At 62.7% G+C, this 23,468-nt stretch carries 29 protein-coding genes and 2 tRNA genes; 26 read left to right on the top strand and 5 right to left on the bottom strand.

Annotation, left to right across the window (positions count from 1 at the left end; translation table 11 throughout):
* Window positions 1–326 precede the first annotated feature (326 nt).
* Window positions 327–878 (bottom strand): recombinase family protein, encoded by a 552-nt coding sequence (locus tag HWX00_RS34515; protein ID WP_175028016.1) that lies wholly within the window; start codon window positions 876–878, stop codon window positions 327–329.
* A gap of 424 nt (window positions 879–1,302) precedes the next feature.
* On the opposite strand from HWX00_RS34515, the gene HWX00_RS34510 reads away from it, so the two are divergent.
* The 8 genes from HWX00_RS34510 (at window position 1,303) to HWX00_RS34475 (ending at window position 6,580) form a co-directional block, all read left to right on the top strand.
* Window positions 1,303–1,605, top strand: coding sequence for an H-NS histone family protein (locus tag HWX00_RS34510; protein WP_175028017.1), 303 nt, complete (start codon window positions 1,303–1,305; stop codon window positions 1,603–1,605).
* Window positions 1,606–1,668: 63 nt separating this feature from the next.
* Entirely contained in the window at window positions 1,669–1,923 is a 255-nt protein-coding gene (locus HWX00_RS34505; RefSeq protein WP_175028018.1) for an energy transducer TonB family protein, read from the top strand.
* A gap of 145 nt (window positions 1,924–2,068) precedes the next feature.
* Window positions 2,069–3,220, top strand: coding sequence for a DUF2827 domain-containing protein (locus HWX00_RS34500; protein ID WP_175028074.1), 1,152 nt, complete (start codon window positions 2,069–2,071; stop codon window positions 3,218–3,220).
* Window positions 3,221–3,448: 228 nt separating this feature from the next.
* On the top strand, window positions 3,449–5,506 hold the full coding sequence (locus tag HWX00_RS34495) for a putative bifunctional diguanylate cyclase/phosphodiesterase (RefSeq protein ID WP_175028019.1): 2,058 nt from the start codon (window positions 3,449–3,451) through the stop codon (window positions 5,504–5,506).
* A gap of 325 nt (window positions 5,507–5,831) precedes the next feature.
* Window positions 5,832–6,134 carry an H-NS histone family protein gene (locus tag HWX00_RS34490; RefSeq protein ID WP_175028020.1) on the top strand — a complete coding sequence of 101 codons (303 nt, stop codon included), beginning with the start codon at window positions 5,832–5,834 and terminating at the stop codon, window positions 6,132–6,134.
* An 18-nt stretch (window positions 6,135–6,152) separates the two neighbouring features.
* Window positions 6,153–6,226: transfer RNA gene (locus HWX00_RS34485), tRNA-Pro, on the top strand.
* A 7-nt stretch (window positions 6,227–6,233) separates the two neighbouring features.
* Window positions 6,234–6,310: transfer RNA gene (locus HWX00_RS34480), tRNA-Ile, on the top strand.
* Window positions 6,311–6,325: 15 nt separating this feature from the next.
* Entirely contained in the window at window positions 6,326–6,580 is a 255-nt protein-coding gene (locus HWX00_RS34475) for an energy transducer TonB family protein (protein ID WP_175028021.1), read from the top strand.
* Window positions 6,581–6,617: 37 nt separating this feature from the next.
* Here HWX00_RS34475 and HWX00_RS34470 read toward each other — a convergent pair whose 3' ends face one another.
* The 3 genes from HWX00_RS34470 to HWX00_RS34460 form a co-directional block, all read right to left on the bottom strand.
* The gene (locus HWX00_RS34470; RefSeq protein ID WP_175028022.1) at window positions 6,618–6,887 is read right to left on the bottom strand and encodes a hypothetical protein; all 270 of its coding nucleotides are present in this window, start codon (window positions 6,885–6,887) and stop codon (window positions 6,618–6,620) included.
* Between the two features lie 222 nt (window positions 6,888–7,109).
* Window positions 7,110–7,601, bottom strand: a complete 492-nt coding sequence (locus HWX00_RS34465) for a hypothetical protein (protein ID WP_175028023.1) — start codon at window positions 7,599–7,601, stop codon at window positions 7,110–7,112.
* 194 nt (window positions 7,602–7,795) lie between these two features.
* Entirely contained in the window at window positions 7,796–8,260 is a 465-nt protein-coding gene (locus tag HWX00_RS34460) for a hypothetical protein (RefSeq protein ID WP_175028024.1), read from the bottom strand.
* 906 nt (window positions 8,261–9,166) lie between these two features.
* Between HWX00_RS34460 and HWX00_RS34455 the strand changes: the two genes are divergently transcribed.
* The 18 genes from HWX00_RS34455 to HWX00_RS34370 all read left to right on the top strand — a co-directional run bounded on the left by HWX00_RS34455 (window position 9,167) and on the right by HWX00_RS34370 (window position 21,291).
* Window positions 9,167–9,994 (top strand): DUF932 domain-containing protein, encoded by an 828-nt coding sequence (locus tag HWX00_RS34455; RefSeq protein ID WP_175028025.1) that lies wholly within the window; start codon window positions 9,167–9,169, stop codon window positions 9,992–9,994.
* Between the two features lie 72 nt (window positions 9,995–10,066).
* Window positions 10,067–10,732, top strand: coding sequence for an LPD29 domain-containing protein (locus HWX00_RS34450; protein WP_175028026.1), 666 nt, complete (start codon window positions 10,067–10,069; stop codon window positions 10,730–10,732).
* Between the two features lie 18 nt (window positions 10,733–10,750).
* Window positions 10,751–12,544, top strand: coding sequence for a phosphoadenosine phosphosulfate reductase domain-containing protein (locus tag HWX00_RS34445; RefSeq protein ID WP_175028027.1), 1,794 nt, complete (start codon window positions 10,751–10,753; stop codon window positions 12,542–12,544).
* Window positions 12,541–13,023, top strand: coding sequence for a DUF6884 domain-containing protein (locus HWX00_RS34440; RefSeq protein ID WP_226194330.1), 483 nt, complete (start codon window positions 12,541–12,543; stop codon window positions 13,021–13,023). Before HWX00_RS34445 ends, HWX00_RS34440 begins: the two co-directional genes overlap by 4 nt.
* Window positions 13,024–13,523: 500 nt before the next feature.
* Window positions 13,524–14,165, top strand: coding sequence for a DNA methyltransferase (locus HWX00_RS34435; RefSeq protein ID WP_175028028.1), 642 nt, complete (start codon window positions 13,524–13,526; stop codon window positions 14,163–14,165).
* A gap of 23 nt (window positions 14,166–14,188) precedes the next feature.
* Window positions 14,189–14,695: a hypothetical protein gene (locus HWX00_RS34430; protein ID WP_175028029.1), complete on the top strand. Its 507-nt coding sequence runs from the start codon at window positions 14,189–14,191 to the stop codon at window positions 14,693–14,695.
* A 49-nt stretch (window positions 14,696–14,744) separates the two neighbouring features.
* Complete coding sequence (locus HWX00_RS34425) at window positions 14,745–14,912, top strand: hypothetical protein (RefSeq protein WP_171026892.1); 168 nt, start codon at window positions 14,745–14,747, stop codon at window positions 14,910–14,912.
* A 52-nt stretch (window positions 14,913–14,964) separates the two neighbouring features.
* The gene (locus HWX00_RS34420) at window positions 14,965–15,153 is read left to right on the top strand and encodes a DUF6900 domain-containing protein (RefSeq protein ID WP_175028030.1); all 189 of its coding nucleotides are present in this window, start codon (window positions 14,965–14,967) and stop codon (window positions 15,151–15,153) included.
* A gap of 708 nt (window positions 15,154–15,861) precedes the next feature.
* Entirely contained in the window at window positions 15,862–18,000 is a 2,139-nt protein-coding gene (locus HWX00_RS34415; protein ID WP_175028031.1) for a ParB/RepB/Spo0J family partition protein, read from the top strand.
* A gap of 643 nt (window positions 18,001–18,643) precedes the next feature.
* Window positions 18,644–18,934 (top strand): hypothetical protein, encoded by a 291-nt coding sequence (locus HWX00_RS34410; RefSeq protein ID WP_226194329.1) that lies wholly within the window; start codon window positions 18,644–18,646, stop codon window positions 18,932–18,934.
* Window positions 18,935–18,948: 14 nt separating this feature from the next.
* Window positions 18,949–19,209, top strand: coding sequence for a hypothetical protein (locus HWX00_RS34405; RefSeq protein ID WP_175028033.1), 261 nt, complete (start codon window positions 18,949–18,951; stop codon window positions 19,207–19,209).
* Window positions 19,210–19,256: 47 nt separating this feature from the next.
* Entirely contained in the window at window positions 19,257–19,496 is a 240-nt protein-coding gene (locus HWX00_RS34400) for a hypothetical protein (protein WP_175028034.1), read from the top strand.
* On the top strand, window positions 19,493–19,681 hold the full coding sequence (locus HWX00_RS34395) for a hypothetical protein (protein WP_175028035.1): 189 nt from the start codon (window positions 19,493–19,495) through the stop codon (window positions 19,679–19,681). Before HWX00_RS34400 ends, HWX00_RS34395 begins: the two co-directional genes overlap by 4 nt.
* 27 nt (window positions 19,682–19,708) lie before the next feature.
* Window positions 19,709–19,918: a hypothetical protein gene (locus HWX00_RS34390; RefSeq protein ID WP_175028036.1), complete on the top strand. Its 210-nt coding sequence runs from the start codon at window positions 19,709–19,711 to the stop codon at window positions 19,916–19,918.
* 30 nt (window positions 19,919–19,948) lie between these two features.
* On the top strand, window positions 19,949–20,167 hold the full coding sequence (locus HWX00_RS34385; RefSeq protein ID WP_175028037.1) for a DUF3717 domain-containing protein: 219 nt from the start codon (window positions 19,949–19,951) through the stop codon (window positions 20,165–20,167).
* A gap of 281 nt (window positions 20,168–20,448) precedes the next feature.
* Window positions 20,449–20,592: a hypothetical protein gene (locus HWX00_RS34380; protein ID WP_175028038.1), complete on the top strand. Its 144-nt coding sequence runs from the start codon at window positions 20,449–20,451 to the stop codon at window positions 20,590–20,592.
* Between the two features lie 104 nt (window positions 20,593–20,696).
* Window positions 20,697–20,990 (top strand): type II toxin-antitoxin system RelE/ParE family toxin, encoded by a 294-nt coding sequence (locus HWX00_RS34375; RefSeq protein WP_053526869.1) that lies wholly within the window; start codon window positions 20,697–20,699, stop codon window positions 20,988–20,990.
* A gap of 1 nt (window position 20,991) precedes the next feature.
* On the top strand, window positions 20,992–21,291 hold the full coding sequence (locus HWX00_RS34370) for an addiction module antidote protein (RefSeq protein ID WP_011695198.1): 300 nt from the start codon (window positions 20,992–20,994) through the stop codon (window positions 21,289–21,291).
* A gap of 164 nt (window positions 21,292–21,455) precedes the next feature.
* Here HWX00_RS34370 and HWX00_RS34365 read toward each other — a convergent pair whose 3' ends face one another.
* Entirely contained in the window at window positions 21,456–21,767 is a 312-nt protein-coding gene (locus tag HWX00_RS34365) for a hypothetical protein (protein ID WP_175028039.1), read from the bottom strand.
* Window positions 21,768–23,468: the final 1,701 nt, after the last annotated feature.

The following is a 23,468-nucleotide window of genomic DNA, read 5'->3' as shown; positions in this document are numbered from 1 at the left end:
GGGACGATGCGATCGACCGTGCGATGACCCTGGTGCTCGGCGGTTGGGGGAATGAGTGAGCGTCGACGCAAGCTGCATCGAGAACTGCGTGAGCATGCTGGCGTATACGCGGAAGAGTCAGGCGTTAGATCGAAGCCAGGCGTGCTGGCTGCATGTGTGCGCCCAGGCTGATTTCTGGCCCTCGGACGTTCTCCTCCGTCCGAGTTTTGTGCGGCGGTGGACCGCCGCACACTTTTTATTCCGATCTTGCCGTCAGGGGGCAGGGCATTTGCGCACCTGGCAGGGCGACGGAGAGGCCAAGGCTAATGGCTAGGCAGGGGGCACTATCAAGTCGACCGGTCCAGGATCCTGCGCAAACTCCTTGGCGGCAAACCGTAGCGCGAGGCGACATCGTCGATGGGTTTGCTCTCGAGCAGCTTTTTTGCTTCGCTGATTTGTTGCGCATCGAGGGCGGGAGGACGGCCAAGTCTCGCGCCGCGGGTTTTAGCCGCTTCGAGTCCAGCCTTTGTCCTATCGCTGATCAAGGCGCGCTCGAATTCAGCCAAGGCGGCGACCATGTGAAACATGAACATGCCGGCAGGTGTGCCGGTATCGATCGCTTCGTTCAAGGAGGCGAAGTCGATGCCCCGGGCGCGCAGATCATTCATCACGACCAGCAGCTGGCTCAACGAGCGGCCAAGCCGGTCGAGTCGCCACACGACAAGGGTGTCGCCGGCTTGGCATTCATTGAGGACGCGCTGAAGTCCGGGGCGCTCAAGGCGAGCACCGGAGACGCCCTGGTCGGTGATGATGGAATCGCAGCCATCGGCCTTGAGCGCCAATATCTGCAAGTCTAGATTCTGTTCGTCCGTCGAGACTCTTGCGTATCCGATTCTCACGAAATCTACCGTTGGGATGGGCCGGGCTTTTATCTAATTCGGCAATTTGTAATTGTTTAACGTTTGCGTTTTAATAAAAGCGCAAACGAAACGGAAATAAATTTTTTAAAATTAAAATGACGAGATAAATTAAACGTCTGAAGATATAAAATTGTTAACACCGTAACTATGCACTAAAAATTGCCGGGCTCCAGCGTTTTTTTAATGAATGGCGTCAGCATGGTCGCCGTAAGCATTAAATAAGCCACGCCACCAAGGTAGGCCTCTCGCCTGGGCGAGATGCAAATAGCTTGGTTGTATTTGGTAATATGGCGAGGCGCTGCTTATGAATGGATCGTGTGCCGATTGTCCGAACTCGAAATTTGATAATGATATAGTGATAGGGTTTGCTCGAGTCATCCGTCAGAGGAATGCATTGCCATCTATGATTACCTATCGCGAACTCAAGGAACAAGCTGAAGCGTTGGCGCAACAAGCCGAAGAAGCGCGACTCGCAGAATTGGATAGTGTCATCACCGCAATTCGCGAACAGATTGCGGAATACGGCATCACGCCGGATCAACTCTTCGGGCGCCGGTATGCAGTAGCGTCGAAAACGCGCCGGCCGGTCGCGCCGAAGTATCGTGACCCTAAAACCGGAGCGACCTGGACCGGCCGCGGCAAGGCGCCTCGTTGGATCGCGAGCACGAAGAACCGTGATCGTTTCCTCATTCCGGACGCGGAATAACGCGACAAAACTACTGCTGCAGGATCGAGTGCCGTCCGACGCTCACCAGTGAAGAGGATGTGTATGTCGCTCATCGATCGCATGTTGTCTCGCGCAGTCCCGAAATCGGTGGAGACCCGCCGGAATGTCTTGGTGCGGGTTTGGCTCAATGAAGAAGGTCGTGTTCGCGATTTGAAGGTGCTGCGTAGTTGCGGTGATCCTGCGCGTGATGAGCGCGCGCTTCATGCGATAGCCGACAAACGATTTCCGCGTGGCCAACTCGGCTCGGGAGGAAAAATTTCACAGCGGTGGCACGACATTACATACAAGGGGGATTGAGGTGTCGATTCGGCTGAGCGTTCCGACTATTCAGTCACGCTCTCGGGCTATCCGTCGTCCTCGCCGGGGAGTATCCGCGTCCGCATGCCTTGCCCAATTTTGATAGCGGGATCTACGTTGGGGCGCAGCCCTCTATTTTTCGATGATTACACTTCCTTCACTGAGTGGCCTGCGAATCGGTATCACGATCGGACTGCGTGCCCCTGACGAAAGCCTGTGGATCAACGGCATCAAGCAGAACGCGCTGTTTCTCGCGAAGCTGCTGATGGCGTCGCCGCACGGCTACCGCGTGACGCTGGTCAACACCACCGACGTGCCGCTCACCGACGCGCTGCCGTGGAATCGCAACGTTTACGACACGCGCACGTTCGCCGACATGAAGGATGCGCTCGACGTGGTGATCGAACTCGGCGGGCAGATTGATGGTGAACAGACAGCTTACCTGAAAGCGCGCGGCGTAAAACTGGTGAGCTATTGCTGCGGCGTCGAGTACATCAACGCGATGGAGTCGATGCTCTTCGGCCGCCGGTTATGGGATTCGCTGTTTATCAACCGCGGCTACGACGAGGTGTGGGCTATTCCGCAGATCGCGCCGTCGTCGCTGCCATTCCTGCAGTCGCTGCGTCGTTGCCCAGGGCGCGTTGTTCCGTTCGTGTGGGATCCAATGTTCTTGACCGATCGCACGCGGTCGTTGCCTGGGCACGGCGAATACCGGCCGCGCAGTGAGTCGGGCAAGCGGCTCACGGTGATGGAGCCGAACCAAGACGTCGTGAAGTTCTGCGTGTATCCGATGCTGATCATCGACGAGGCGTATCGGCGCGACCCCGACGCGATCTGTTTCACGCACGTGACGAACGCCGATCGCCTCGCGCACGACAGCCCCGAATTCGTGATGCTGATGAATTACCTGGACATCGTCCGTGCGGGCAAGGCCGCCTTTGTCGGTCGCTTCGACACGCCCGACTTTCTGGCCACAATGACCGACATCGTCGTGTCGCACCAATGGTCGAACCCGCTGAACTACTTCTATTTCGACGTGTGCTGGCAGGGTTATCCGCTCGTGCACAACGCGGGTCTCGCGCCCGATCTGGGATACTACTATCCGGACAACGATGTGCGGCGGGGTGCCGACGCGCTTTTGCGCGCTCTGCATACGCACGATGACGACTGGGAAGCGTATATCCTACGCCAGCGCAAGATTTTAAGGCGTTACACGTGGGAGGACTCCTCGCTTGTGGCTGCCTATGACGAACTGCTTCTGCAGTTGACGAGCAGAAGCTACGGGGCGGTACCTTAACCGCTCGTGAGTATCCCCAAACGCCCTCCGAGTCGCCAGCCACCTGTCCACTTCCTCTTCGAATGCGCGTCGCATCCCAAAGACACCGGCGTCCCAACCAAACCCGAACACGCGCAAGGCTTCTATGGGATCAATTTCCGGTCAGGCATTGCCTCTTCAACGATCCAATGGTCGCTCGGATTTTGGGCGGTAAAATCATATATAACAAATAAGCGAGGGTGACCAAATATGAGCCACGCACCTTCCGCGGATACCTCGCGGTCCTTGGAGTCCTCTGCGACTGATGCACCGCAGCTGGACGCGCTCGTACTTGCCGACCAGATGGGCGCGGTGCGGCGCAGTGTACTGATCGCCATTCCGGTCAACATGCTGCTTGGGTTCGCCAACTTGTTAGTAGCGTTCGATCATCATCGGTACCGAACGGCCGTGTTGTGGTTCGGCATGTCGACGCTCGTCAACGTCTGGAGAATTCATCTTTGCCGCCAGCGCGTGGAAATGGCGCCGATATCCGGCCCTCGCATAGCAAGGGATTTCAATTCAAACAACGCCATGTCGCCGGTGGTCCGGCAGTTGCGCAGGTTTTCGTTCGGCGCACTGATGTCGGGCTTTGTCTGGGCCGGCGTCCCACTTTTATGCGACGGCTATACGTCGTCCTCAACCCTCTTTTACCTCACCGTTGTTTGCGGCGTAACGGCGGGCGCGGTGACACATGGTACCGCCTACGCACGCGTACCGCTCGCGTTCATTACGCCAGCCCTACTGTCCGTCGTGGTGTGCCTGCTGTATCAAGGCACTTTTGATCGATATTGCTTGGCGGCCACGGTGCTGCTCTATCTGCTGGCACTATCGCGCAGCGCTGTTGAGAGTGAAGAGGCTTTCCGGGAGGCTAGTCGCGCGAAGAATCAAGCCACATCGCTGGCCCGGTCATTGGAGGCGGCGCACCGCCAGGCGCTGTCGACCCAGAAACAGATGCAACATCAGGCATGGCACGACCACTTGACGGGCCTGCTCAATCGGACTGGATTCATGGTACGGGCTGCGCAGTATATGCCGGCGGCAGGCAGAGCCGCATGCCTCATGATGCTTGATTTGGACGGCTTCAAGGTTGTCAATGATGTCTATGGCCATCGCGGCGGCGACGATGTCCTAGCCGAGGTGGGGCGCCGCATCATGGCTTATCGGCCCACAGATGCACTCGTTGCGCGGCTCGGTGGCGATGAATTCGCGATTCTCTACGCCCCAGAACTGGTCGGCGAATCGCCGGAGTCACTCGCGCAGCGTCTGATCGATAACGTTCCGGTCGACATCAAGGACGCAAAGTGCCTAGGCGTCAGTATTGGTATTCACACCTCCGCATCCATGGACCTGACGGATATGCTGCTTTGTGCCGACGAGGCGTTGTATGCCGCGAAGACGCAGGGACGCAATCGCTTTCGGGTTTTCGATGGCTCGTTGCGCATCCGGCTCACTACCCGCTGTGCGATCGAGCGTGAGCTCCCGCAAGCAATGGTCAGTGGCGAGTTGGATGTGTTCTTTCAGCCGGTCTTGCGCGAGGGTGGGACACAGTTGGACAGTGTAGAAGCGCTCCTGCGATGGGAACACCCGAAGTACGGGCCGATTGCACCGCCCGACATCGTGTTCATTGCGGACACATCTGGTCAGTCGGAGTCGCTGTTGAAGCATGTGTTGAGTCGGGTATCACGTCTGATGGCGTGGTTACAGCGCGAAGGTCTGGGCCACGTCAGGGTCGCAATCAATCTATCGCCGCGGAAAATCGCGCAGATCCCGGTGGACTACATCGCGTTGGACTGGCTCGCTACCGCTGGTCTGCCTGCCACGATGCTGGAAATCGAGGTCACTGAGGAAACTACGGCTGATATCGATATTGTGCAGTCCCGTCTAGAACGGCTTTCAGTCGCAGGAGTGCGTATTGCGGTCGACGATTTCGGGGTGGGATTTTCGGCACTGTCGACTTTGCATCGCTCATATGTGCGCAAGGTCAAGATTGACCGGTCTCTGGTCAGCAACCTTTCCAAGGGAAATCATATGCTGGTCGAGGCGATACTGAAGCTTGGGCAGCTATTGGAGATCGATGTGGTCGCGGAAGGTGTCGAGCAGGAATCCGAACTGCGGGTGCTTCGTTCACTTGGCTGCAAACTTATGCAAGGCTTTTATCTCGCGATGCCGATGCGGGAAGATGAACTTTTTAGGTGGATCTCGCGGGGCATGCCCGAGCGGGGCGACAACGTTATGGCCCTCCCGACGGTGACCCACGGTGCATTTTAGCAGTTGAGATGGCCTTGGATTGGGCAAACACGCGGACTACGACATGCCTACTTTGCTCTCGCAAGATATCAAGACCATGGCGGACATTACAGCTTAGCCACTACAAACGATAAATCGCTAGTTCACGTTATGTCAAATAGATAGGATTCCGAATAAATTGATTCGACTCGCTTGCCTGTTCGACGGTCTTGCGATCATGCTGAACCTCATCCACAAGTGAAATGCTGGAAGCCGGGGACGCGAAGCTTTCGAATTCGGTTTGGCGCGGGGATATAATGAGCCGCTCTCTCCAGAGCTATCTCTCAAAGGAAATTCTTTCACATTTATGGCTACCTATCTCGAACTGAAGGCGCAGGCAGAGGCACTCGCACAGCAAGCCGAAGAAGCGCGGCTTGCGGAACTGGACAGCATCATCACTTCGATTCGCGAACAGATCGCCGAATACGGCATCACGCCCGACCAACTCTTTGGTCGCCGGCGAGCAGCAGCGCCCAGCGAGCGTGCGCCGGTCGCACCGAAGTATCGTGACCCGAAGTCCGGTGCTACCTGGAGCGGGCGTGGGAAGGCACCGCAATGGATTGCAGGTGCGAAGAACCGTGATCGGTTTCTGATTCAGGACGCGGAATAACACGGCACAGTCGCGGCTCGGAGTGTAGCGCAGCCTGGTAGCGCGTCTGGTTTGGGACCAAGGGTCGCGCTCAAATCCTGCCACTCCGACCATGTATTCGGGCCTGTAGCTCAGCCGGTTAGAGCAGTCGACTCATAATCGATTGGTCGCTGGTTCAAGTCCAGCCAGGCCCACCAGTGAAGAGGATGCCTATGTCGCTGATCGATCGCATGCTGTCTCGAGCAGTTCCGCGTTCGACCGAGAGTCGCCGGAATGTCCTGGTGCGAGTTTGGCTCGACGACGAAGGTCGCGTTCGCGATCTGAAGGTGCGGCGCAGTTGCGGCGATCCCGCGCGCGACGACCGCGCGCTGCATGCGATAGCCGTCAAGCAGTTTCCGCGTGGCCAGCTCGGGTCAGGTGGCGGCACCGCACAACGGTGGCACGATCTCACATACGACGGAGATTGACGTGCCGGGCCCGGCCGCCGCCGAGCCCTCCAGCCGATCAGCTTGACATCTCGCGTTGTCCGTCGAAATCGCCGGGAGTGTTGTCCGCTTCAGCGACGAGTTCCCGATGAAGCCGGGCGGCCGCCACCGGGGAGTCGACTTTGGCATGGAGAGAAGTTCCATCCCATAGCTCGACGACCCACTTGTCACGTACACGGCAGACACCGATCGTCCAGCCGCTGCGATGCGAATACCCGTAGTCGCTCACCACGGACCACCCGAGCGCGACCATCGTGTCGCGCTGCTCGAGCATCGGCGCGGTGATCATCCTCGACTCCGTGGTGCGCGGACCAGGTCCGCGTGCTTGTCGGCAAGCTCGTACATTGGCTGTGTCAAGGCATCGCGATCGCGAAAGCCATCCACTCGAATCAGATAGTCCATTCTGCTCCCCGCTCCGCATAGCAGCCGCTGCCGGCCCAGATACTGTCTGTATATCAGGGGTGTGAGCGATTCGCAATATTCGGCCGCTGGCGCGCCGATTCAGGGGAGCTCAACCGAGCCTGGATGCTGTCCCGCTGCGGCGTGCTGGCGGCCGATCGTACGATCGGCCGCCACGCATCCGCTCAAGCCGCTCGAGCGCTTCGGCGAACACCGCCAGCGGCGCCACGTGCAGCTGACCATCGTGCCACCCGATCAGCGCGGCGACGAGTTCGTCCGTTTGCGGGTCCAGTACCCACTTGCCGCAAGCCTTGCCCTGCTCGAGCGCGGCGTTGATACCGCGCTCGGTGGCCACCAGGACCTCCATGCGCAACTCCTGCTTGCGGGCTTCGTCGACGAAGCCTGCGAGCACAACCAGCTGCAGTAGAACCGCCAATCCGTGCGCCGAGCCGCGGCCCATGCGCAGCGCCTGGAATGCTGCGTGATACTGCAATGCGAGCTCCTCTGCTTTCTGCCGGGGCATCGGCAGCAACAATGTCCGGGCGCGCTTCGCGTGCGCGGACGGCTGGTGTCGACGTGATGAAGGCACGCGTCGGTTCGACATGGTGATCTCTCTTCAAGCCTCTCAATGGACCTTGGATGGTGCTCTGAAGGTACGGAGCACGCGTAGACACCAGCGGAGCCACGTCGAGCGCTGGCCGTCCTGATCGTTGGCAGGTCGTGTCGGGATCCGCGTGTGGCCTGTGTCTTTGACGATACGGTGTGGATGCATGCTGGTTGTCCTCGAGGGAAGCGTACTCACTCTTCGGCAAACTGCTCGAACTCGTCGCATTCGTTGAAGAAGTCTTGCTGTCCGGGCAGTGGCGCCGGCGGCCTGCGCGGCGCGCGCGGCCGCGGATGGCCGGCACGCTTCAGCGTTCGCGCGATCGCCTGCAACTGCACCCACATCTGATCCGCCTCAGCGGCCGACAATGTGTCGGCAGCCACCTCGAGTGCGCTGACGAGCGACTCGAGGTGTGTGGGTGCGGTGGCCAGCGTCGTGCGTGCATCCGTGCGCCGCTGGCTTTCTCGGTAGACCTCGAGCCAGTGCGCGAGTACTTTGCGCTCGTCGCGGCTCAACGCTTCGAGCAGCTGGGCCGGTATCGGCCCGTCGGCGCGAAATGTGCCGAGCACGTATTCGCGCCGGCGCCCCCTGGTTGGGGGCTGTGTGGGAGGTTCGACGCGCAGCACCTTGATGAGGCGTCCCTGTTCACGAATGAGCATCGACTCGTCTCTGATTTCACACGATCACGCCCAAGCATAGCGCAACCGCGTGTCGCGTTGATGCCGCGACACGCGGACCTGCCTCTCCAGTCCCGCGGCCTTGGGGTCGCGGGAGGTGGCGCTCGCCATGCGGTTAGCTCTTGCTGCCTTACGTATCCACATGCTTTCTGCCCCGGTCCGCGCGGTTCCCAACGCATTCGCGCGGGGTTAGCGGCAGACCCTGTGCGTCTCCCTCCGCTTCGCTCCGGGCCGGGCTTTCGCGCTGCGCGTCGAGCCTCGCGCGCGAGTCTCGCCCCCTTCGGGCTTCAATCCCTGACGCAAACCCGACACCCCCTATACAGCCGGGGCTCCGCCCCGATTAGGCGCTCGCCGCGCGGCGAGCCGGTGCTGTCTCAACTTTTCGCGTACCGCCAGCCCCCGAGCTCGTCGTCCCAAACGCGACCGTAGCCCACCGTCGTTCGCATTCAAGGGTGCGCTTCGCCGGCCGCGGCACCCGTTCGGTGCTCGCCCTTCGGGCTGCGCTCCGCATGCGGCTTTGCGACCGCCCTTGAACACGCCCGCCGGCAGGCTCCTTTAGTCGCGGGACGACGAACTCAGGGGACTGGCGGCAGCAGTTCTGCAGAAGTCAAGGCATCACCGGCACGTACCCCTACGAGGGGAGCTCCGAATCTTGGGGCCCGGGCGGCCTGCAATGCAAACCACCTTCGAACGGAGGTCTAGATGGAAACGAACCGCCTGCACCATTGGATAGTAGTCCTTCAGTGTGCGTACATGGAATACACGTACACGCCATGGGATGGACGCAACTACTACCGACGCACTGTCGGTTACGAACACGTCGTCTGGTGTTGACGGACACCGTCGAAATCCCTCTACCTCGCAACTGAATTTTCAACGGAGAAAGCCATGAAACTCGCAACCACGTTTAGCCGCACCGCCGCGACCCTTCGTTCGCGCACGCCGCTCGATGACGACCAAATCCGGCAGGTCGCACCGTCGATCTTCGCGGCCGACAAGCACAACTCCCGGTCGGAGCGTTATACGTATATCCCGACGATCGACATCCTGACGAAGCTGCGTGACGAAGGGTTCCAGCCCTTCATGGTCTGCCAGACGCGCGTGCGCGACAACGGCAAGCGCGAGCACGCGAAGCACATGCTGCGACTGCGCCATGCCACGCAGGTCACGCAATCCGACTCGCCGGAAATCATTCTCCTCAATTCCCACGATGGGTCGAGTAGCTATCAGATGCTCGGGGGCTACTTCCGCTTCGTTTGCGAAAACGGCCTCGTGCTCGGCGACACGACGCACGACGTGCGCGTTCCGCACAAGGGCAACGTAGTCGACGACGTCGTCGCGGGCGCGTACGACGTACTCGACGGCTTCGACTTGATCCGCGAGGTCAAGGAAGGGATGGCTGAAGTGCAGCTCGATGAGCACGAGCAGCACGCCTTTGCGCGGGCCGCTCTCGCCTATCGCTACGACACCACGACCGCGCCCGCGCCGATCACGGAGCAGCAGGTACTGCGTCCGCGCCGCACGGACGATACCGGTAACGACTTGTGGACGACCTTCAACCGCGTGCAGGAATCCCTGGTTCGAGGTGGGCAACCCGGCCGAACCGCGACTGGCCGCCGCACTCGCACGCGGGCGGTCACCGGCATCGACCAAGACGTCAAGTTGAACCGCGCGCTTTGGGTTCTCGCCGACGCGCTGCGCACCCGTAACAGCTAATCCCGAAGCGCCGGCGACCTCCGTCGGCGCCTCTCCGAACGTTGTCGTGTTCCATTTCTATCGAGGTCGATCATGATGCTTGCCACCGGAAACAACTTCTCCCGCTCCACCGACTCTGTGCGTGCCCACACCAGCTCCGTCGACGCGACGCCGCCGAAGGTCATCGCGGATACGCTCAACCTTATCGAAACGGCTCAGCTGGTACAGACGATTCTCGGGGAGGCATTTCCCACGACGTCGTTTGCGATCGCCGTCACGAAGACGGGGAGCGGCTCACACCTGATGGTCGATTGGACGGACGGCCCGCGCGACCTGCAGGTGGCTCGGCTCGTGTTGCCGCTGCAGGCCACCCGTGTAGTCGACGGCGGCAAGGTCAAGCGGGTCGAGCATTTCATGCTGACGTCGGCCGGCCGGCTGACAGTTCACCTCGCTGCGGACCGCATCATCCTGTCGAGGCAGTTCAGCGATCAAGCGATAGCTCGTGCAATTGAGCGCCTCGCGGTGCGGTACGCAGACTTTCTGGCACCGGACGTTCGCTCGGCGATGACGGTTGACGCATACCGCGCCGGCCAGCTGCAGGTGCTCGAGATCTTCGGCGTGCATCGGACCGGAAGCCGTCGATCGGGATCCAACGTTCAGATGGACGTCGACGCGATGCTCGCGGAAACCACCGACGCGCATGGATTTCCCCGGTCGCTCACTGCTGCACGACTGTTTGTGCGTCGCGACACCCACTAACCGCGGATGTCTAGCGCTATGCAAACGGTCGAAATGATTCTGGACGCCGACGTGCGCCCCACCCTCGGTCAGCGCGTGGAACGCGCGATCGACGCGCTGGGAGCGCTCTTCGTCGCCAACCGGATGGTCATCTGCCAGTTCAGCGCGGGCAAGGATAGTGGTGTCGTGACGAGCCTCGCGCTCGAGGCGGCCCACCGGCATGCTGCAGCTGGCGGGCGGCCGCTCGTGTGCGTGATCACGGCCGACACGCTCGTCGAGTCGCCCGAGATGGTTGAGCACGCTCATCGCGAGCTCGCGAAGATGGACGCCTTCGGTCAGGCGCACGGCATCGACGTTCGCGTGTTGGTTGTCGCGCCGTCGCTCGCAACGTCCTGGCAGTTGTCGATCCTCACCGGCCGCGCCTTGCCGAGCTACGCTGGCACGAATTCGGACTGCTCGATCTCGCTGAAGATCGAGCCGAGCCGGGTCGGCCGCAATCAGTTGTATCGTGAGGCACGGAAGGCCGGCTACGCCGAGCCGGTTGTCGTGCTCGGCACCCGCCTCGCCGAAAGTGAGCGGCGCAAGGCGAAGATGACCGCGCGCGGCGATCGTGCCGATACGCCGGTCCGCAACAGCGACGGCGAACTCACCATCTGCCCCATCGCCGACTGGTCAACGGAAGACGTCTGGGAGTTTATCGGCGAAGTCTCGTCCGGTCTGCGCCCGACCTACACGGACTTCGAAGAGACGAAGCGGATCTACGCGCATGCGGGCAACAGCAGCTGCGCGATCGTGTCCGATCTCACGTTCGAAGAGGCGTCCGCCGGCAAGCGTGTGCGCCGCGGAAATTGCGACGCGCGCACCGGCTGCTGGACCTGCCAGCAAGCCGATGATCGTTCGCTTGCCGAGATGATCCGCTTCGACCAGGACAGATATGCCTACGCGGTCGGCCTGCAGCAGCTGAATCGGTTTATCCGGGCGATCCGATACGACTGGTCGCGCCGCAATTGGGTCGGCAGGACCATCCGCGCAGGCTATGTCTGCGTGGAGCCTGACACGTTCGGTGCGGCGACTGTCCGGGAACTCGTTCGGTACATGCTCACGATCGATCGCGACGAGCGCATTCGGGCTCGGCGTGCCGGGACGCGGCCGAAGTTTCAGACCTTGCCGCTGCCGATGATGATCGCGGTCGACGCGATGCAGTCCCTGCAGGGGCTCGCCGCGCCGTTCGCGATCTGGGCCGACTACCGTGACATCTGCGAGCGTGGCGTGAGCTATCGGGTGCCGGAGATCGCACCAGCGCCGCCGGCGCCGATGCCGGAGCCGCTCTTCCTGCAGGTGGGCAACGAGTGGGACGATACGGCGGATCAGTGGACAGGGTTTCGAGATCCCCTGATGGAGGCGTTGACCGAGCGCTCGCCGTGCGCGCCCACTATTCTGGATCTGGGTGACGGCAAGAGCACGTGGCGCGTCCCCACCGGCCCGCGCTTCGACGTCGACGTAGAGTCGGCCGAGATGATCCTGCAGTTCGAGGCGGATCGCTTGGCTGCGATGCACGACCGCGGCTTCCATCCTGGCGGGATCACGACCGGCTATCGGTGGTACCTGAACTACGGTGCGCTCACACTCTCTCATAAGCAGCAGCTGAAGCACGACGAGGTTGCCCGTCGCACCGACTTCAAAGACCGGCTCGGCCTGAATCTCGGGCACGATGTCGAGCAGCTCGCCGCGCGCAGCGTGCGCTTCGGCCAACTGCCCGACGATGCTCGACAGGCTTGGGGGCACAAGGCCACGACGGATGGTGCACAGACGATCTTTGAGTTCGCGGCATGATGCAGACGCCGATGACTCCCGTGAATCAGCACGCCACGACGTTGGTCGTCATGGCGTGTTCGGCGACGAAGCTTGCGAGCCCCATGCCGGCGATCGACATGTATCACGGCGTGATGTACGGAACGTATCGCGCGAACGTGCAACCTCAGACGCCGCCTGCCGTGATGATCCTGTCCGCGCTGCATGGATTTATCGAGCCGGGCCTGGTCATCGAGCCGTACGACCAGCTCATGACCCTGGCCCGGGCCGAGACGATGCTCGGCGAGCTCGATCGGTTCATGGAAGGCACCTGGCCGGCGACGGCGCATCGTGTCTTGTTCGCCGGCGGTCAAAGCTATCGCCGCGTGATGGAGGCAGCGCTTACGCGTCAGGTCGAACTCGGGCATGTATCGGGCCGAGTGCTCGTGCAGGAAACGACCGGCGGTATCGGCTATCAGCGCCAGCAGCTCGGAGCGTTCCTACGAGGCGGCCAGAGCTAGGTCGCTCCATCGACGTCGGGCGCCTCGAGGCGCAGCAGCTGACGCTCTTCGGATGCCGGCACCGCCGGCCGAATCATCTCCACGGTTCCCAAATTCGCGCGGCGGCCGCTGCGCGGCCGCGACACGGAAATCGCGATCGCGCCCGGCGATCTGCGACCGCCGCGGCGCTCATGTCCGTGACGCAACGCCCCTCGCGTGGCCGGTGCCCACTCTCTATCCGAGCCCTTCGCACAACCCCTGCAGTCGACCTTTGAACCCGGAGCCCACGTTCGCCCGCCGTAGCCTGGCGGCCGGATCATTGCGCCGTGCGCGACGAGTGTCGCACGGCGCCCTGCTCCTGCAAGGGGCTTTCGCGGCATATCCTCGCGCGCGTAGCGCACTCCGGTATTCCACGGTCCCCTTGCCCCCCATTCTCCGGCGGGCGCTCGCCAGCTCCGGGTAGCACGGTTTGCGAGCCGCATCGCTCCGGCTGCCCCCTTCTCAACTCTGTGGAGCTGACCGTGAGCTATTTGTACAACGGCGACTGCCTGGTCGCCATGCCCAAACTCGCCCCTGAATCCGTCGACTGCATCGTCACGGACCCGCCCTATCTCGTCAATTTCCGCGATCGGAGCGGGCGCTCGATCGCGAACGACGTAAACGGCGACTGGCTGGCGCCGGCGTTCGCCGAAATGTTCCGCGTGCTCAAGCGCGACGCGGTATGCATTTCGTTTTACGGCTGGAACAAGGTCGACCTGTTTTTCGATGCCTGGAAGGCGGCCGGCTTTCGCGTGGCCGGCCACTTCGTCTTCACGAAGTCCTACGCGTCCAAGGCCGGCCTGGTGAAGTACCAGCACGAATCGGCCTACCTGCTTGCCAAGGGGCGGCCCGCGGCGCCGGCGGCGCCGATCGCCGACGTCATGCCGTTTCCGTACAGCGGCAATCGCCACCACCCGACCGAAAAACCAGTCTCCGCGCTGCGCACACTCATTTCCGCCTTTACGCAGCCTGGCGACGTCGTACTGGATCCGTTCGCCGGGTCGGGCTCGACGTGTGTTGCCGCGCGCGAGCTGGGCCGCCGGTACATCGGCATCGAACTGGACGCCACCTACTACGCGGCCGCCAAGTCGCGCCTGTCGGCACCGGCCCAGGCCGCCGCCTAAGATCCGAACAGAGGACATTCACCATGCGACTGATCGTTTCCGCCTATTCCGGTCTTGAGCAGCTTGACCATCCCCGCACGAACGAAAACGGCGACGCCGCCGACCTGTTCTGTGTCCGGCTCGACGCTGCGCCGCGGTTCCCGCACCGCGCCAGCGACCTGGACATGGCACGTATCTACCACTACCGGAATTCGTTCGAATTCAGCGTCGGCACCTACGTGATGCACGACATTTTCCGCGAGCGCCTGGCCGAGCTCGCCGATTACCCGGCGATCTCGATTGGCGCCGCGCGAGCCTGCCATACGAACGGCGCGATCGCAGCAAAGGACGGCCCATTTAAGGAACTGATCGATTTCTCGATCACATCGGGAACGATTGGGTCGCGGATCTCCGCCAAGTTGGCCGACGATTTCCGCCGGTTCATTGGTGCGATCGACGCCGACTACGATCCCATGCTCGCCGAGCTTTACCGCAACTGGTATTTCGCCTTCTGCCTGGCCGAAAACTGCGGCGCAGTGCAGCTTTCCTGACCACACGAGCGCCGGCCGCTCGCCGCGGCCGGCGCACCTGGAGAACGACATGCCCCGATATTTGATTGACGCAATTTTGGCCGCGATCGCGGCAAACGCCTTCGGCGAGGAGATCTCGCACGTATGGGACTCCGACACGGAAATCGAAGTCCTGCCCGCTTCGCTGCGCTACGCGATGCTGGAAGCGTTCCAGGCCGGCCAGTCCGCCCGGCGATAAATTCATCCGCCGGCGCCGGCGTTGCCGGCAGCCGGCGGTATACGAGGCTCCCATGACGAAAAACGAAATCGAAATGTTGCTTTTCGCAATCGCCCGCGTGCATCTGCATATCGACACGCTCGAAACACGCCATAGCGATCGGCTGGACTTTCACGATTGCGCGGTGTGGTGCATCCGCGACGCGCTCGCGGCCGCCTTCGACGCCGGTGTTGTTCTCGGCCGCGGTGCCACCGCGAGGTGACGCGCGTCCGCCGGCGCGCGCCTGGTGCCGGCGACGATCACCACTCAACCATGTTCCACGACTCGCCCGGCCCTGCGGGCCCGGGCGGCCGATGGAACACGGGCGCCTGGCGATGTACCACGCTACGTTCCACCCAGTCCCCGGCGAGCCCACCGCGGCCGCATCGAGCGGCCACTGTGGGCGGCGATTGCAGGCCCCAGCGCCTCGATGCGAGTGCACACCGTTCCCCTTCGCCAGCCGGCGCGCGGCACCTTGCCCGCCTGGCTACGCCCGGCATGCAAGCTGCCCGCTTTCACGCGCCGAGTACACGGGCTGTCCGCTCCTGGGGCTCGGCCGCCGCCGGCGTCCGGCCCCGGCGCTGGCCGCCCCGCCAGCCGCGCACGCACGCGTGCGCGGAGTTCGCGCTCGGGCCGTGCGAGCGGCCCGGCGCCGGCGACGTCCGGCTTTCGGTAACCGCCCCTGCGTTCCACCTCCAGCTGTCGGCGAATCGCCTGCCATCGGGGCCGCCTCATCCCGACGCATAGCGCTGCGTCCCGGCGTTGCAAGGGTGCGCTACGCCGCGTGCTGCGCCCGGTCGGTGCGCCCCCTGCGGGTTCGCACCGCTGCGGCCTTGCCCGCGCCCCAGCAACGCCTCCCCGCAAGCGCTTCCCATGCGTCGAGGCGGCTCCCAATGGCAGCAATTTTTCACCCCGACGCAATGGAGGCTATATGAACGCAGTGACCACCGAAATCCCGGCCCTCGCCAACGACGCGGGCGTTCCCCCCGCACCCCCCGAGGCTCACCGCCAGGCAGACGACGTGCGAGACATTCCCCTCAAACGGCTCGTCGCATCCCCCTACAACGTGCGGCGCGTGCCGCGCACGGGCATCAAGGAACTCGCCCTGAACATTTGGCACACCGGCGGGCTGCTGCAAAACCTCGTCGTCCACGCTATGAAGGTTAGCCCCAAGAAAGCTCAGACGTACGGCGTCGCGGCGGGCGAGCGCCGTCGCCTCGCGCTCGTCTACCTGATGGAACACGATTACATCCCGGCCGATCATCCGGTGCGCTGTCTCATCGCGTCGGTGGAGGACGCCGTGCTGATGTCGACGGTCGAAAACGAAATGCGCGAACCGATGCATCCGGCCGACGCATGCGACGCCTATCGTGTGCTGGTCGACGCGGGCCGCACTGTGGCCGATGTCGCGGAAATCTATGGCGTCAGCGAGCAGACCGTGCATCGTCGCCTGAAGCTCGCCCGCGTCTCCCCTAAGCTGGTCGAGTTGTTCCGCGACGACGAGATTGGTGCAGACCAAATGATGGCCCTCGCTCTCTCCGACAGTCATGACGAACAAGAGCGCGCGTGGTTCGACGCGCAGCCGCACGAACGTCCCGCTTCGGCGATTCGTCGCAAACTTGTCGCGGGGGAGCGCGACTTTCAGAACAGCCGCGTCGCACTCTATGTCGGCATCGATGCATTCGAGGCCGCTGGAGGTGTCGTCCGTCGCGATCTGTTCTCGGACACCGGCACGGCATGGTACTCCGATCAGGCGTTGATGGAGCGTGTCGCCTTGGAGCAGCTTCGCACCGTTGCCGAGGACGTGCTTAACGAAGGGTGGGAGTGGGTCGAACCGATGATCTCCATCGACTACAACATTCGTTCCCGGTTCGCGAAGATCGCACCTACCGATGTCCCCGCGGCCATTGAGCAGCAGCAGGAGATGGACGCGATCGACGCACGCGTTGCCGCCATCACCGAACAACAGGAGGCAGACGACATCGACGAAGAAACCTACGAGCGTCTGTGTAACGAAGAAACCGCCCTGTCGCAGCGCTATGCCGAGATCGAGGAATCGTTGTCCGTCTACACCCCGTTCCAGATGGCTGGCGCTGGCGCAATCGTCACGATCGAGCAAGGCGGTGTCCTCTCCGTGCTGCGCGGCTGGGTCAAGAAACCGGGGGCGATCAGCACGGTGGCCAACTATTCCGACGATGACTCGGATGACGACTCGCATGACCCGGACGGCGACGGCCCAACGGTGCGTAGTCCCACGCCAGCACCCGCACCGATCAAAAAAGGCCCGCATTCCGCTACGCTCACGCAGCGACTGAATGCCCGGCGCACCGCCGCCATCGGCATGGCGCTTGCGCGCCAGCCGCACGTCGCACTCGCTGCACTCGTCCATCGCTTCCTCGTCTCCGAATACGCTGCCGGGTCCGCCGCCAGTGCGGTCTCCATCCAGTGGCACGACAAGACCGGTACCGTCGAGCGCGGCGCGTCCGAGCTGGCTGACGATCTCGCTTACCGCCTCCATAGCGAGCAACGGTCAGCGTGGGCCGGTCTCATCCCTGACGACAGCGCCGCCCTGTTCGACTGGTGCGTCGCGCAGACCGACGAGCGGCTCATGCTCATCCTCGCGCAGTACGTCGCGGCCAGCCTCGACAGCGTCGCCGTTGACGAGCGGCCACATGCGATCAACGGCCTGATTCCCGCGCTCGGCCTGAATATGGCCGACGAGTGGAAGCCGACCCGCGCCAGCTACTTCGATCACGTGTCGAAGGCACGTATTGTCGACGTGGTGGCCGCCGCCGTTTCTCCCGCAGAGGGCATGCGTCTCGCCAAGCTCAAGAAGGCCGATGCCGCCGCCGAAGCCGAGCGCCTCACGGCCGGGACCGGTTGGTTGCCCGAACACCTTGCGTTGGCCGAGGTCCGTACCGACACCCTCTGGCAGTTGCGGCGAGAGCAGGACGACGACCCTGAACAAGACTCGGCTGACGACGACCAGTCCGATGAAGCCGACGCCGCGCACATCGAGCAGACCGAGCAGACCGAGCAGGTTGAGCAGGTCGAGCAGGTCGAGGCGTGATTGAGGCGGGAGTCTCGGCGCGACACTGCGACGGGACTCCCGCAAATGCTCACCATTCTTCCCGTATAGGCTCACCGTCGTTTTTATCCTCCCATGGCGCTCCCCTTCCGAGGCTCGGGCGTCTCCCTCCGCTTCGCTTCGGGCCGGGCTTTCGCGCTGCGCGTCGAGCCTCGCTGCGCGAGTCTCGCCCCTGACGGGCTTCAATCCCTGACGTCTTCGCGCCGTCCCGGCGCTGCGCGCTTCGCTTGCTCGCGGGATACGCGCCCGCTCCTCGCGGGCGAACTGCCGGTACAGCGGCCGGCTATGCCGGCCGAGAGGGCGCGGGGCAGAACCGCCCCGCGCCGTGTGGGTGGCTCGGCCGGGGAAACCGTGTGGTTGCGCTCCATCCTTTTGCGCCGGGTTAAGCGCGTGGATCTGCCATTGGGAGCCGCCCCTTTTCGACGCATAGCGCGGGCTCGCACGGGCGCAAGGGTAAAGGCTGCGCTTCGCTTCGCCCACGTCCTCGCCCGTTCGGTGCTCGGCTACGCCTGCGCTCCGCATGCGGCCTCCGGGCGCGCCCTTGCACCCGTGCGAGCCCGCGCTAAACCCGCGTCGAGGCGGCTCCCAATGGCAGATCCACAACCCGACACAAAAGGACGAAATCGTGAGCGCAACCACCCCCGACCGAACCACCCACACACGCGCGGGCGTTCCCCCCGCACCCCCCGAGGCTCACCGCCAGGCAGGCATCCGGCAATCGAAAAGCCGCTTGCGTGCGACGGCCGCGCACTGGTTTGGTTGCCCCATAGACGCCTCGATTCGTGTCCTGCATCGCTGGATTCGCCCTGATGACGACGCGCGCGCCGTGCGGCTCGAAACCGTGATCGACGGCACCGCGAAGCGCATCACCCTTTTTCGCCAAGCAACCGGTGCGTGGTCGCCGGTTTGGCAATAACCCGGAGACTCACGATGAGCTACGAGACTGATGAACTGATGATTGAAGGTATCACCGAGGACCATTTCGCGATCTCGCACGAAAGCGGAATCTGGCGGCATATTTCGGTTCACGAAGTAGACGGCGACATGCTGTTTACGCTGCCGTCCGGCTGGACCGCCGAGCAGATCAACGCCGCCATTGCAGTCTACAAGCGCGGTTTTTCCCACGGCGAGAAGTTCGGCGCAGCGAGCGCACAGCGCATCGTGCGAGAAGCGCTCGGCATTGTTCACTAACAGCGTGCGCGTCCGCTGCGACGCGCTTTCGATTCACGGAGAAACCGATGGCGGACTTCGCCGTATACAGCATGGGCCATCTGATTGACCACGTACAAGGCGAGAGCCATGTCGCGGCAATGCTCGCCGTCGAACGCAAGTATGCTGCTGGCCCCCTTGCGATCTGCCCACTGAGTGCCTCGCCCGCCACTCACAAGGCCGCTGCGGCACGGTCGTACTACACGCCTAATGACGTGCCGCCAGAACTGCGCGGCTTCCCACCGCTGAACGAAGGGGAAGAACGATGAACGCCACGCAAAAATTCATCCAGTTCGTGATGGACAAGGGTTTCACGAAGGCCGAAGCGGAAGCGATTTTGGCTGTCTACAAGAAAGCGCGCGTCATCAAGTTCGACAAGTTCGCGCCGGTTTTCGAAGTGAAGCACGGCGCCTTCCTTGACGCAGACGTGCTGCGCAACGCACTGCCCGCCTAACAACCCTCCCGCTACAGGAGAACGACGATGAAACGCTATCGCTCCATTGATTACGGCCACGTGGTCGCAACGGCCGATGACCATCTGATCGCCACGCCCGATACCCCGCGCGACGCCGTGCCGCTCGCGTTGGCGCAGGCAGCGCGCAAATACGACGGCGGCTACGTCGAAAACCACTGCCCGGAGTGTGGCGAGTATGCGAGCGAGTGCTCGTGCAACGAGCACGAGACGCACTGACCACCCACGCCAGCTACAGGAGAGCAGACGATGAATACTGCAACGATTCTGCGCATCGAGGAGCTTGAGCGAGCTATCAACATTTGGCGCTCGCGTCGGCCGAGCAGAGACGGCGACCCGATTCTGTGTCGCGAGGCCCGCATTCTGGCCGAGCCGTACGCTCTGATGATTTTCAAGCGCGAAACGCAGATCGACGCCGCGCAACTTTCGACCGCGCAGCGCGCCGCTTACGACGGCGCGTTCGCATAGGTCGCCACCTTCCAAGGAAACGCGATGAATGTAAACGAACAGCACCGGTGTCTCGCCATCCTCGACGCGACGATTGGCGAGACTCCGGTTACATGGGCGGAAATCCGGAACGCTGTCAGCCAGCAGATGACTATCGCAAACTGGCTCGACGTCCGGGGCGTCCTTCAGTGGGCAATCAATGACGGTCGGTTCGAACGCGTCCGGGATACTCACGTCGAAGCGTACCAACGTGTGTAAGGCAACCGTGCCCGCTCCGGCGGGCAACTTCGAAGGAGCATGACATGCCGATGCAATGGGCGATCACCTACAGGACAGAGACTGGATTCGACGTCGAGATCATCGACGCAGGCAGTTACGAAGAGGCTTGGACCCGTGCGGAATCTCTCTTTGGCTCGCAGTTTGTAGAAGTCGAGCGCGTCGCATGAGAACTGTGCCCGCATCGACGGGCACGGATCGCGTCGCTGGGCCGTTCGGCCGGTAGCCAGAATGCACCTTGAATTTGTGTATCCTATGGGATACCATATACGGTATGAGAATCGAGCAGACAGACGATTTCGCGAAATGGTTGCGCGGCCTACGCGACCACATCGCGCGCGCGCAGATCGCCAAGCGAATCCAACGTCTCGCACGCGGCCAGTACGGAGACGTGAAATCGGTGGGTGCCGGGGTGAGCGAAATGCGCGTGCACGTCGGCCCCGGCTATCGCGTCTACTTTGTCCAACGAGGCTCAACGCTCGTCGTCCTGCTATGCGGTGGCGACAAGTCAACGCAGCAGCGCGACATTGAGCGCGCTATCGCGCTTTCGGCGCAATTGGGAGATTGACATGGGTATCAAGACAACGCCGTTCGACGCGGCCGAATACCTCGACACACCCGAGGCGCAGGCCGAATATCTGCGGGTTTCGTTCGAGACGGGCGATTCTGCCGACATTCAGGAAGCCATCGGCACTGTGGCGCGTGCGCGCGGCATGACGCAGATTGCCCGCGATGCGGGCGTTGGCCGCGAAAGCCTCTACAAAGCGCTGGACGAGCACGGCAACCCGGAATTCGCGACGATCCTGCGTGTGGTGCGCGCGCTCGGCCTCACTTTGACCGTAACGACGCCTGTACACGAGCACGCCTGAGCCGGGATTTTTGCGCGGCGTCGCGGGCTGGCGGGCGCTCGCCGCTACGCCGCGACCACCCGCCAGCCCGCGACCAATGCGTTAGCCTGTTTGCGCGCTGCGCAAATGAATCGGGGCAATCCCGCTCCGCGCATACTTCGCGCGTCGCCGGATTGCCCCAACTATCACACCGACGCGCCGTCGGCGACAGCGGCTGGCGGCACGCCCTGGGCGGGTTTCGCCGGCACCGGGGTCTCACCCGGTTTCGCGAGTGCGACTTTTACCGCCTCGAGCCGCTCTTTCCACTGTTCCGCCGGGATCTCGTCGAGCCCTTCCGCGCGCAGCAGCTCGAGCACCGCCTTGTGATTCCGCTCGCGTTCCCTGCGGATCATCTCGCGCTGTTGGTCCTGCAGCTTTTTCAGCTTCGCCGCCGTCCTCGCGATCTCGTCTTCGATCGATCGCGGCTTGCGCGCTGTCTTCCCTGCATCTGCTGTCATGGCCTCTATCACTCCATTTTGCCCCTCCCCCTTGCCGCGAAGTGTAACGGAATTCGGCCGCGCAACGGAAAGGACTGGGGCCTGATACCCCGGTGTCGCACCGCTGCCCCGCGCCTCATCCGTCGCGGCGCAATTGCCCGCTGCGCGACTCGCGCGCAGCGGCCGGCACCGTCGTTGCCGCCGACGCAACCGCTCGGAGCGCTGATCCGGCGCACCCGCATTTTTCCTGCTGTCGCCGCGCGGGGCGTCACCCCCGATTTCGCGCGGCCGCCGCCCCGCGCGGACCACCTAGCCAGAGCGCAATGCTCGCATTGCGCAGCTCGAGCACGGCGGCCGCCACCGTCGCGGCCGCCGGCCCGTCCAACCAGCTCGCCGAGCCCCGGCATCGCAACTTTCATGCTGTCGCCGGGCCGGGCGTCGCCCGCGCCATTCCGCGGCCGCCGCCCGGCGCGGACCATCCACCCAGACGCAATGCACGCATTGCGCAGCTCGAGCGCGGCGGCCGCCAACGTCGCGGCCGCCGCCTCAACCGCCTCGCGCATTTAGTCGACGCCGCCGTGCTTGTGCAGCTGTCGCCGCGCGGGACGGCACCCGCCCGCCTCCGCGGGCGCCGCCCCGCGCGGACCACCCCTCCAGTGCCCAATGCATGCATTGCGCAGTCTCAGTTCGGCGGCCGCAAAGTCGCGCCCGCCGAAAACCGGCAAACCAACCGTGCTCACAGCGTTTTCTCTCTGGCTATTGCTCGGCGCCCATCTATCCACGACCGAAATCTGCGCACGCCGGCAGGTTTCCCACATACCCACTGGTCCCCGCGCTTCTCCCGTTTCCCACAACCAACACCGTTGTGGAAAACGGCGCGCGGCCGACGCTCTTGCGATGTTGATGCATCGCGACGTCGGTCCGGACCCGTGGATATGTGGAAAACCTGCGTGGCATAACCACCCTCGTCGCTCCGAATTTCTCCCAGCCCACTCCCTGCCTCCGATCATCCTTCCTATTCCGTTTTTTCCCTGTGCTGAACGGATCGACGCTCGCCTACCGTTTCTGCTTTTCTCGTCCGTCCCTCGTGCCAAGGAAATCCTGCAAATCGCGTCTATGACTCAACCAGGCGAACGCCTCAATGGAACGAAATCCTCGCTCTTGCTGGCTGCGATGCCGATCGCGACGCCTGCTGAAAAACCGGTGATACCCCGACCCGTCCGGGCATCACCATCCAGATACCGTCCGTCCGGGGGGGCGACCCGTGGGGCAAGCCCCACCCCCCGACCAGACGGTCACACACCACGCAACTCCGTTGCGGGTGTGTAGAGCCTTGCTGAGCAAGGCTCTACACTGGCAGACACCGAAACGCATACGCGCTGCCACCGAAGCACATCTCAAATCGCGCAATACCTTGCTGCATAAGGCTGGAACGTGGCAGCCAAACGTCGCATGTCTGCGAAGATCTCGCCATCGCCGTAACGAAAAGGTGTCTAAATGGCGGGCATTTTGGAAACATCGGAGTCCACATTGTCAGACACCGAAACGCTATCGATAGGATAAGCCGATGAATATAAAAGAGAAGTCGCTGTCAATCGCGCACCGAATCCGGATGCATACGCGGCAGACACCGAAAACCATTTACATCCACTATAATGACGTAACTATTTGATTAGCTGACCTCTTTAGAAGGTCGGTCGGGGAAAAATGGGGCGATGTGTA

The sequence above is a fragment of the Burkholderia seminalis DSM 23518 genome (assembly GCF_902832885.1).
In the GTDB taxonomy this organism is placed as follows: domain Bacteria; phylum Pseudomonadota; class Gammaproteobacteria; order Burkholderiales; family Burkholderiaceae; genus Burkholderia; species Burkholderia seminalis.
Note: the sequence above shows the minus strand (reverse complement) of the source record. Positions and strands in the feature narration are given on the sequence as shown.

Excerpts from the sequence above, each read along its gene's own strand:
- HWX00_RS34375 (WP_053526869.1), top strand. The coding sequence starts at position 20,697 with ATGAGAATCGAGCAGACAGACGATTTCGCGAAATGGTTGCGCGGCCTA.
- HWX00_RS34455 (WP_175028025.1), top strand. The coding sequence starts at position 9,167 with ATGAAACTCGCAACCACGTTTAGCCGCACCGCCGCGACCCTTCGTTCG.
- HWX00_RS34395 (WP_175028035.1), top strand. The coding sequence starts at position 19,493 with ATGAACGCCACGCAAAAATTCATCCAGTTCGTGATGGACAAGGGTTTC.
- HWX00_RS34390 (WP_175028036.1), top strand. The coding sequence starts at position 19,709 with ATGAAACGCTATCGCTCCATTGATTACGGCCACGTGGTCGCAACGGCC.
- HWX00_RS34370 (WP_011695198.1), top strand. The coding sequence starts at position 20,992 with ATGGGTATCAAGACAACGCCGTTCGACGCGGCCGAATACCTCGACACA.
- HWX00_RS34365 (WP_175028039.1), bottom strand. The coding sequence starts at position 21,767 with ATGACAGCAGATGCAGGGAAGACAGCGCGCAAGCCGCGATCGATCGAA.
- HWX00_RS34510 (WP_175028017.1), top strand. The coding sequence starts at position 1,303 with ATGATTACCTATCGCGAACTCAAGGAACAAGCTGAAGCGTTGGCGCAA.
- HWX00_RS34450 (WP_175028026.1), top strand. The coding sequence starts at position 10,067 with ATGATGCTTGCCACCGGAAACAACTTCTCCCGCTCCACCGACTCTGTG.
- HWX00_RS34380 (WP_175028038.1), top strand. The coding sequence starts at position 20,449 with ATGCCGATGCAATGGGCGATCACCTACAGGACAGAGACTGGATTCGAC.
- HWX00_RS34420 (WP_175028030.1), top strand. The coding sequence starts at position 14,965 with ATGACGAAAAACGAAATCGAAATGTTGCTTTTCGCAATCGCCCGCGTG.
- HWX00_RS34490 (WP_175028020.1), top strand. The coding sequence starts at position 5,832 with ATGGCTACCTATCTCGAACTGAAGGCGCAGGCAGAGGCACTCGCACAG.
- HWX00_RS34385 (WP_175028037.1), top strand. The coding sequence starts at position 19,949 with ATGAATACTGCAACGATTCTGCGCATCGAGGAGCTTGAGCGAGCTATC.
- HWX00_RS34425 (WP_171026892.1), top strand. The coding sequence starts at position 14,745 with ATGCCCCGATATTTGATTGACGCAATTTTGGCCGCGATCGCGGCAAAC.
- HWX00_RS34505 (WP_175028018.1), top strand. The coding sequence starts at position 1,669 with ATGTCGCTCATCGATCGCATGTTGTCTCGCGCAGTCCCGAAATCGGTG.
- HWX00_RS34430 (WP_175028029.1), top strand. The coding sequence starts at position 14,189 with ATGCGACTGATCGTTTCCGCCTATTCCGGTCTTGAGCAGCTTGACCAT.
- HWX00_RS34440 (WP_226194330.1), top strand. The coding sequence starts at position 12,541 with ATGATGCAGACGCCGATGACTCCCGTGAATCAGCACGCCACGACGTTG.
- HWX00_RS34495 (WP_175028019.1), top strand. The coding sequence starts at position 3,449 with ATGAGCCACGCACCTTCCGCGGATACCTCGCGGTCCTTGGAGTCCTCT.
- HWX00_RS34470 (WP_175028022.1), bottom strand. The coding sequence starts at position 6,887 with ATGATCACCGCGCCGATGCTCGAGCAGCGCGACACGATGGTCGCGCTC.
- HWX00_RS34475 (WP_175028021.1), top strand. The coding sequence starts at position 6,326 with ATGTCGCTGATCGATCGCATGCTGTCTCGAGCAGTTCCGCGTTCGACC.
- HWX00_RS34460 (WP_175028024.1), bottom strand. The coding sequence starts at position 8,260 with ATGCTCATTCGTGAACAGGGACGCCTCATCAAGGTGCTGCGCGTCGAA.
- HWX00_RS34405 (WP_175028033.1), top strand. The coding sequence starts at position 18,949 with ATGAGCTACGAGACTGATGAACTGATGATTGAAGGTATCACCGAGGAC.
- HWX00_RS34415 (WP_175028031.1), top strand. The coding sequence starts at position 15,862 with ATGAACGCAGTGACCACCGAAATCCCGGCCCTCGCCAACGACGCGGGC.
- HWX00_RS34445 (WP_175028027.1), top strand. The coding sequence starts at position 10,751 with ATGCAAACGGTCGAAATGATTCTGGACGCCGACGTGCGCCCCACCCTC.
- HWX00_RS34400 (WP_175028034.1), top strand. The coding sequence starts at position 19,257 with ATGGCGGACTTCGCCGTATACAGCATGGGCCATCTGATTGACCACGTA.
- HWX00_RS34465 (WP_175028023.1), bottom strand. The coding sequence starts at position 7,601 with ATGTCGAACCGACGCGTGCCTTCATCACGTCGACACCAGCCGTCCGCG.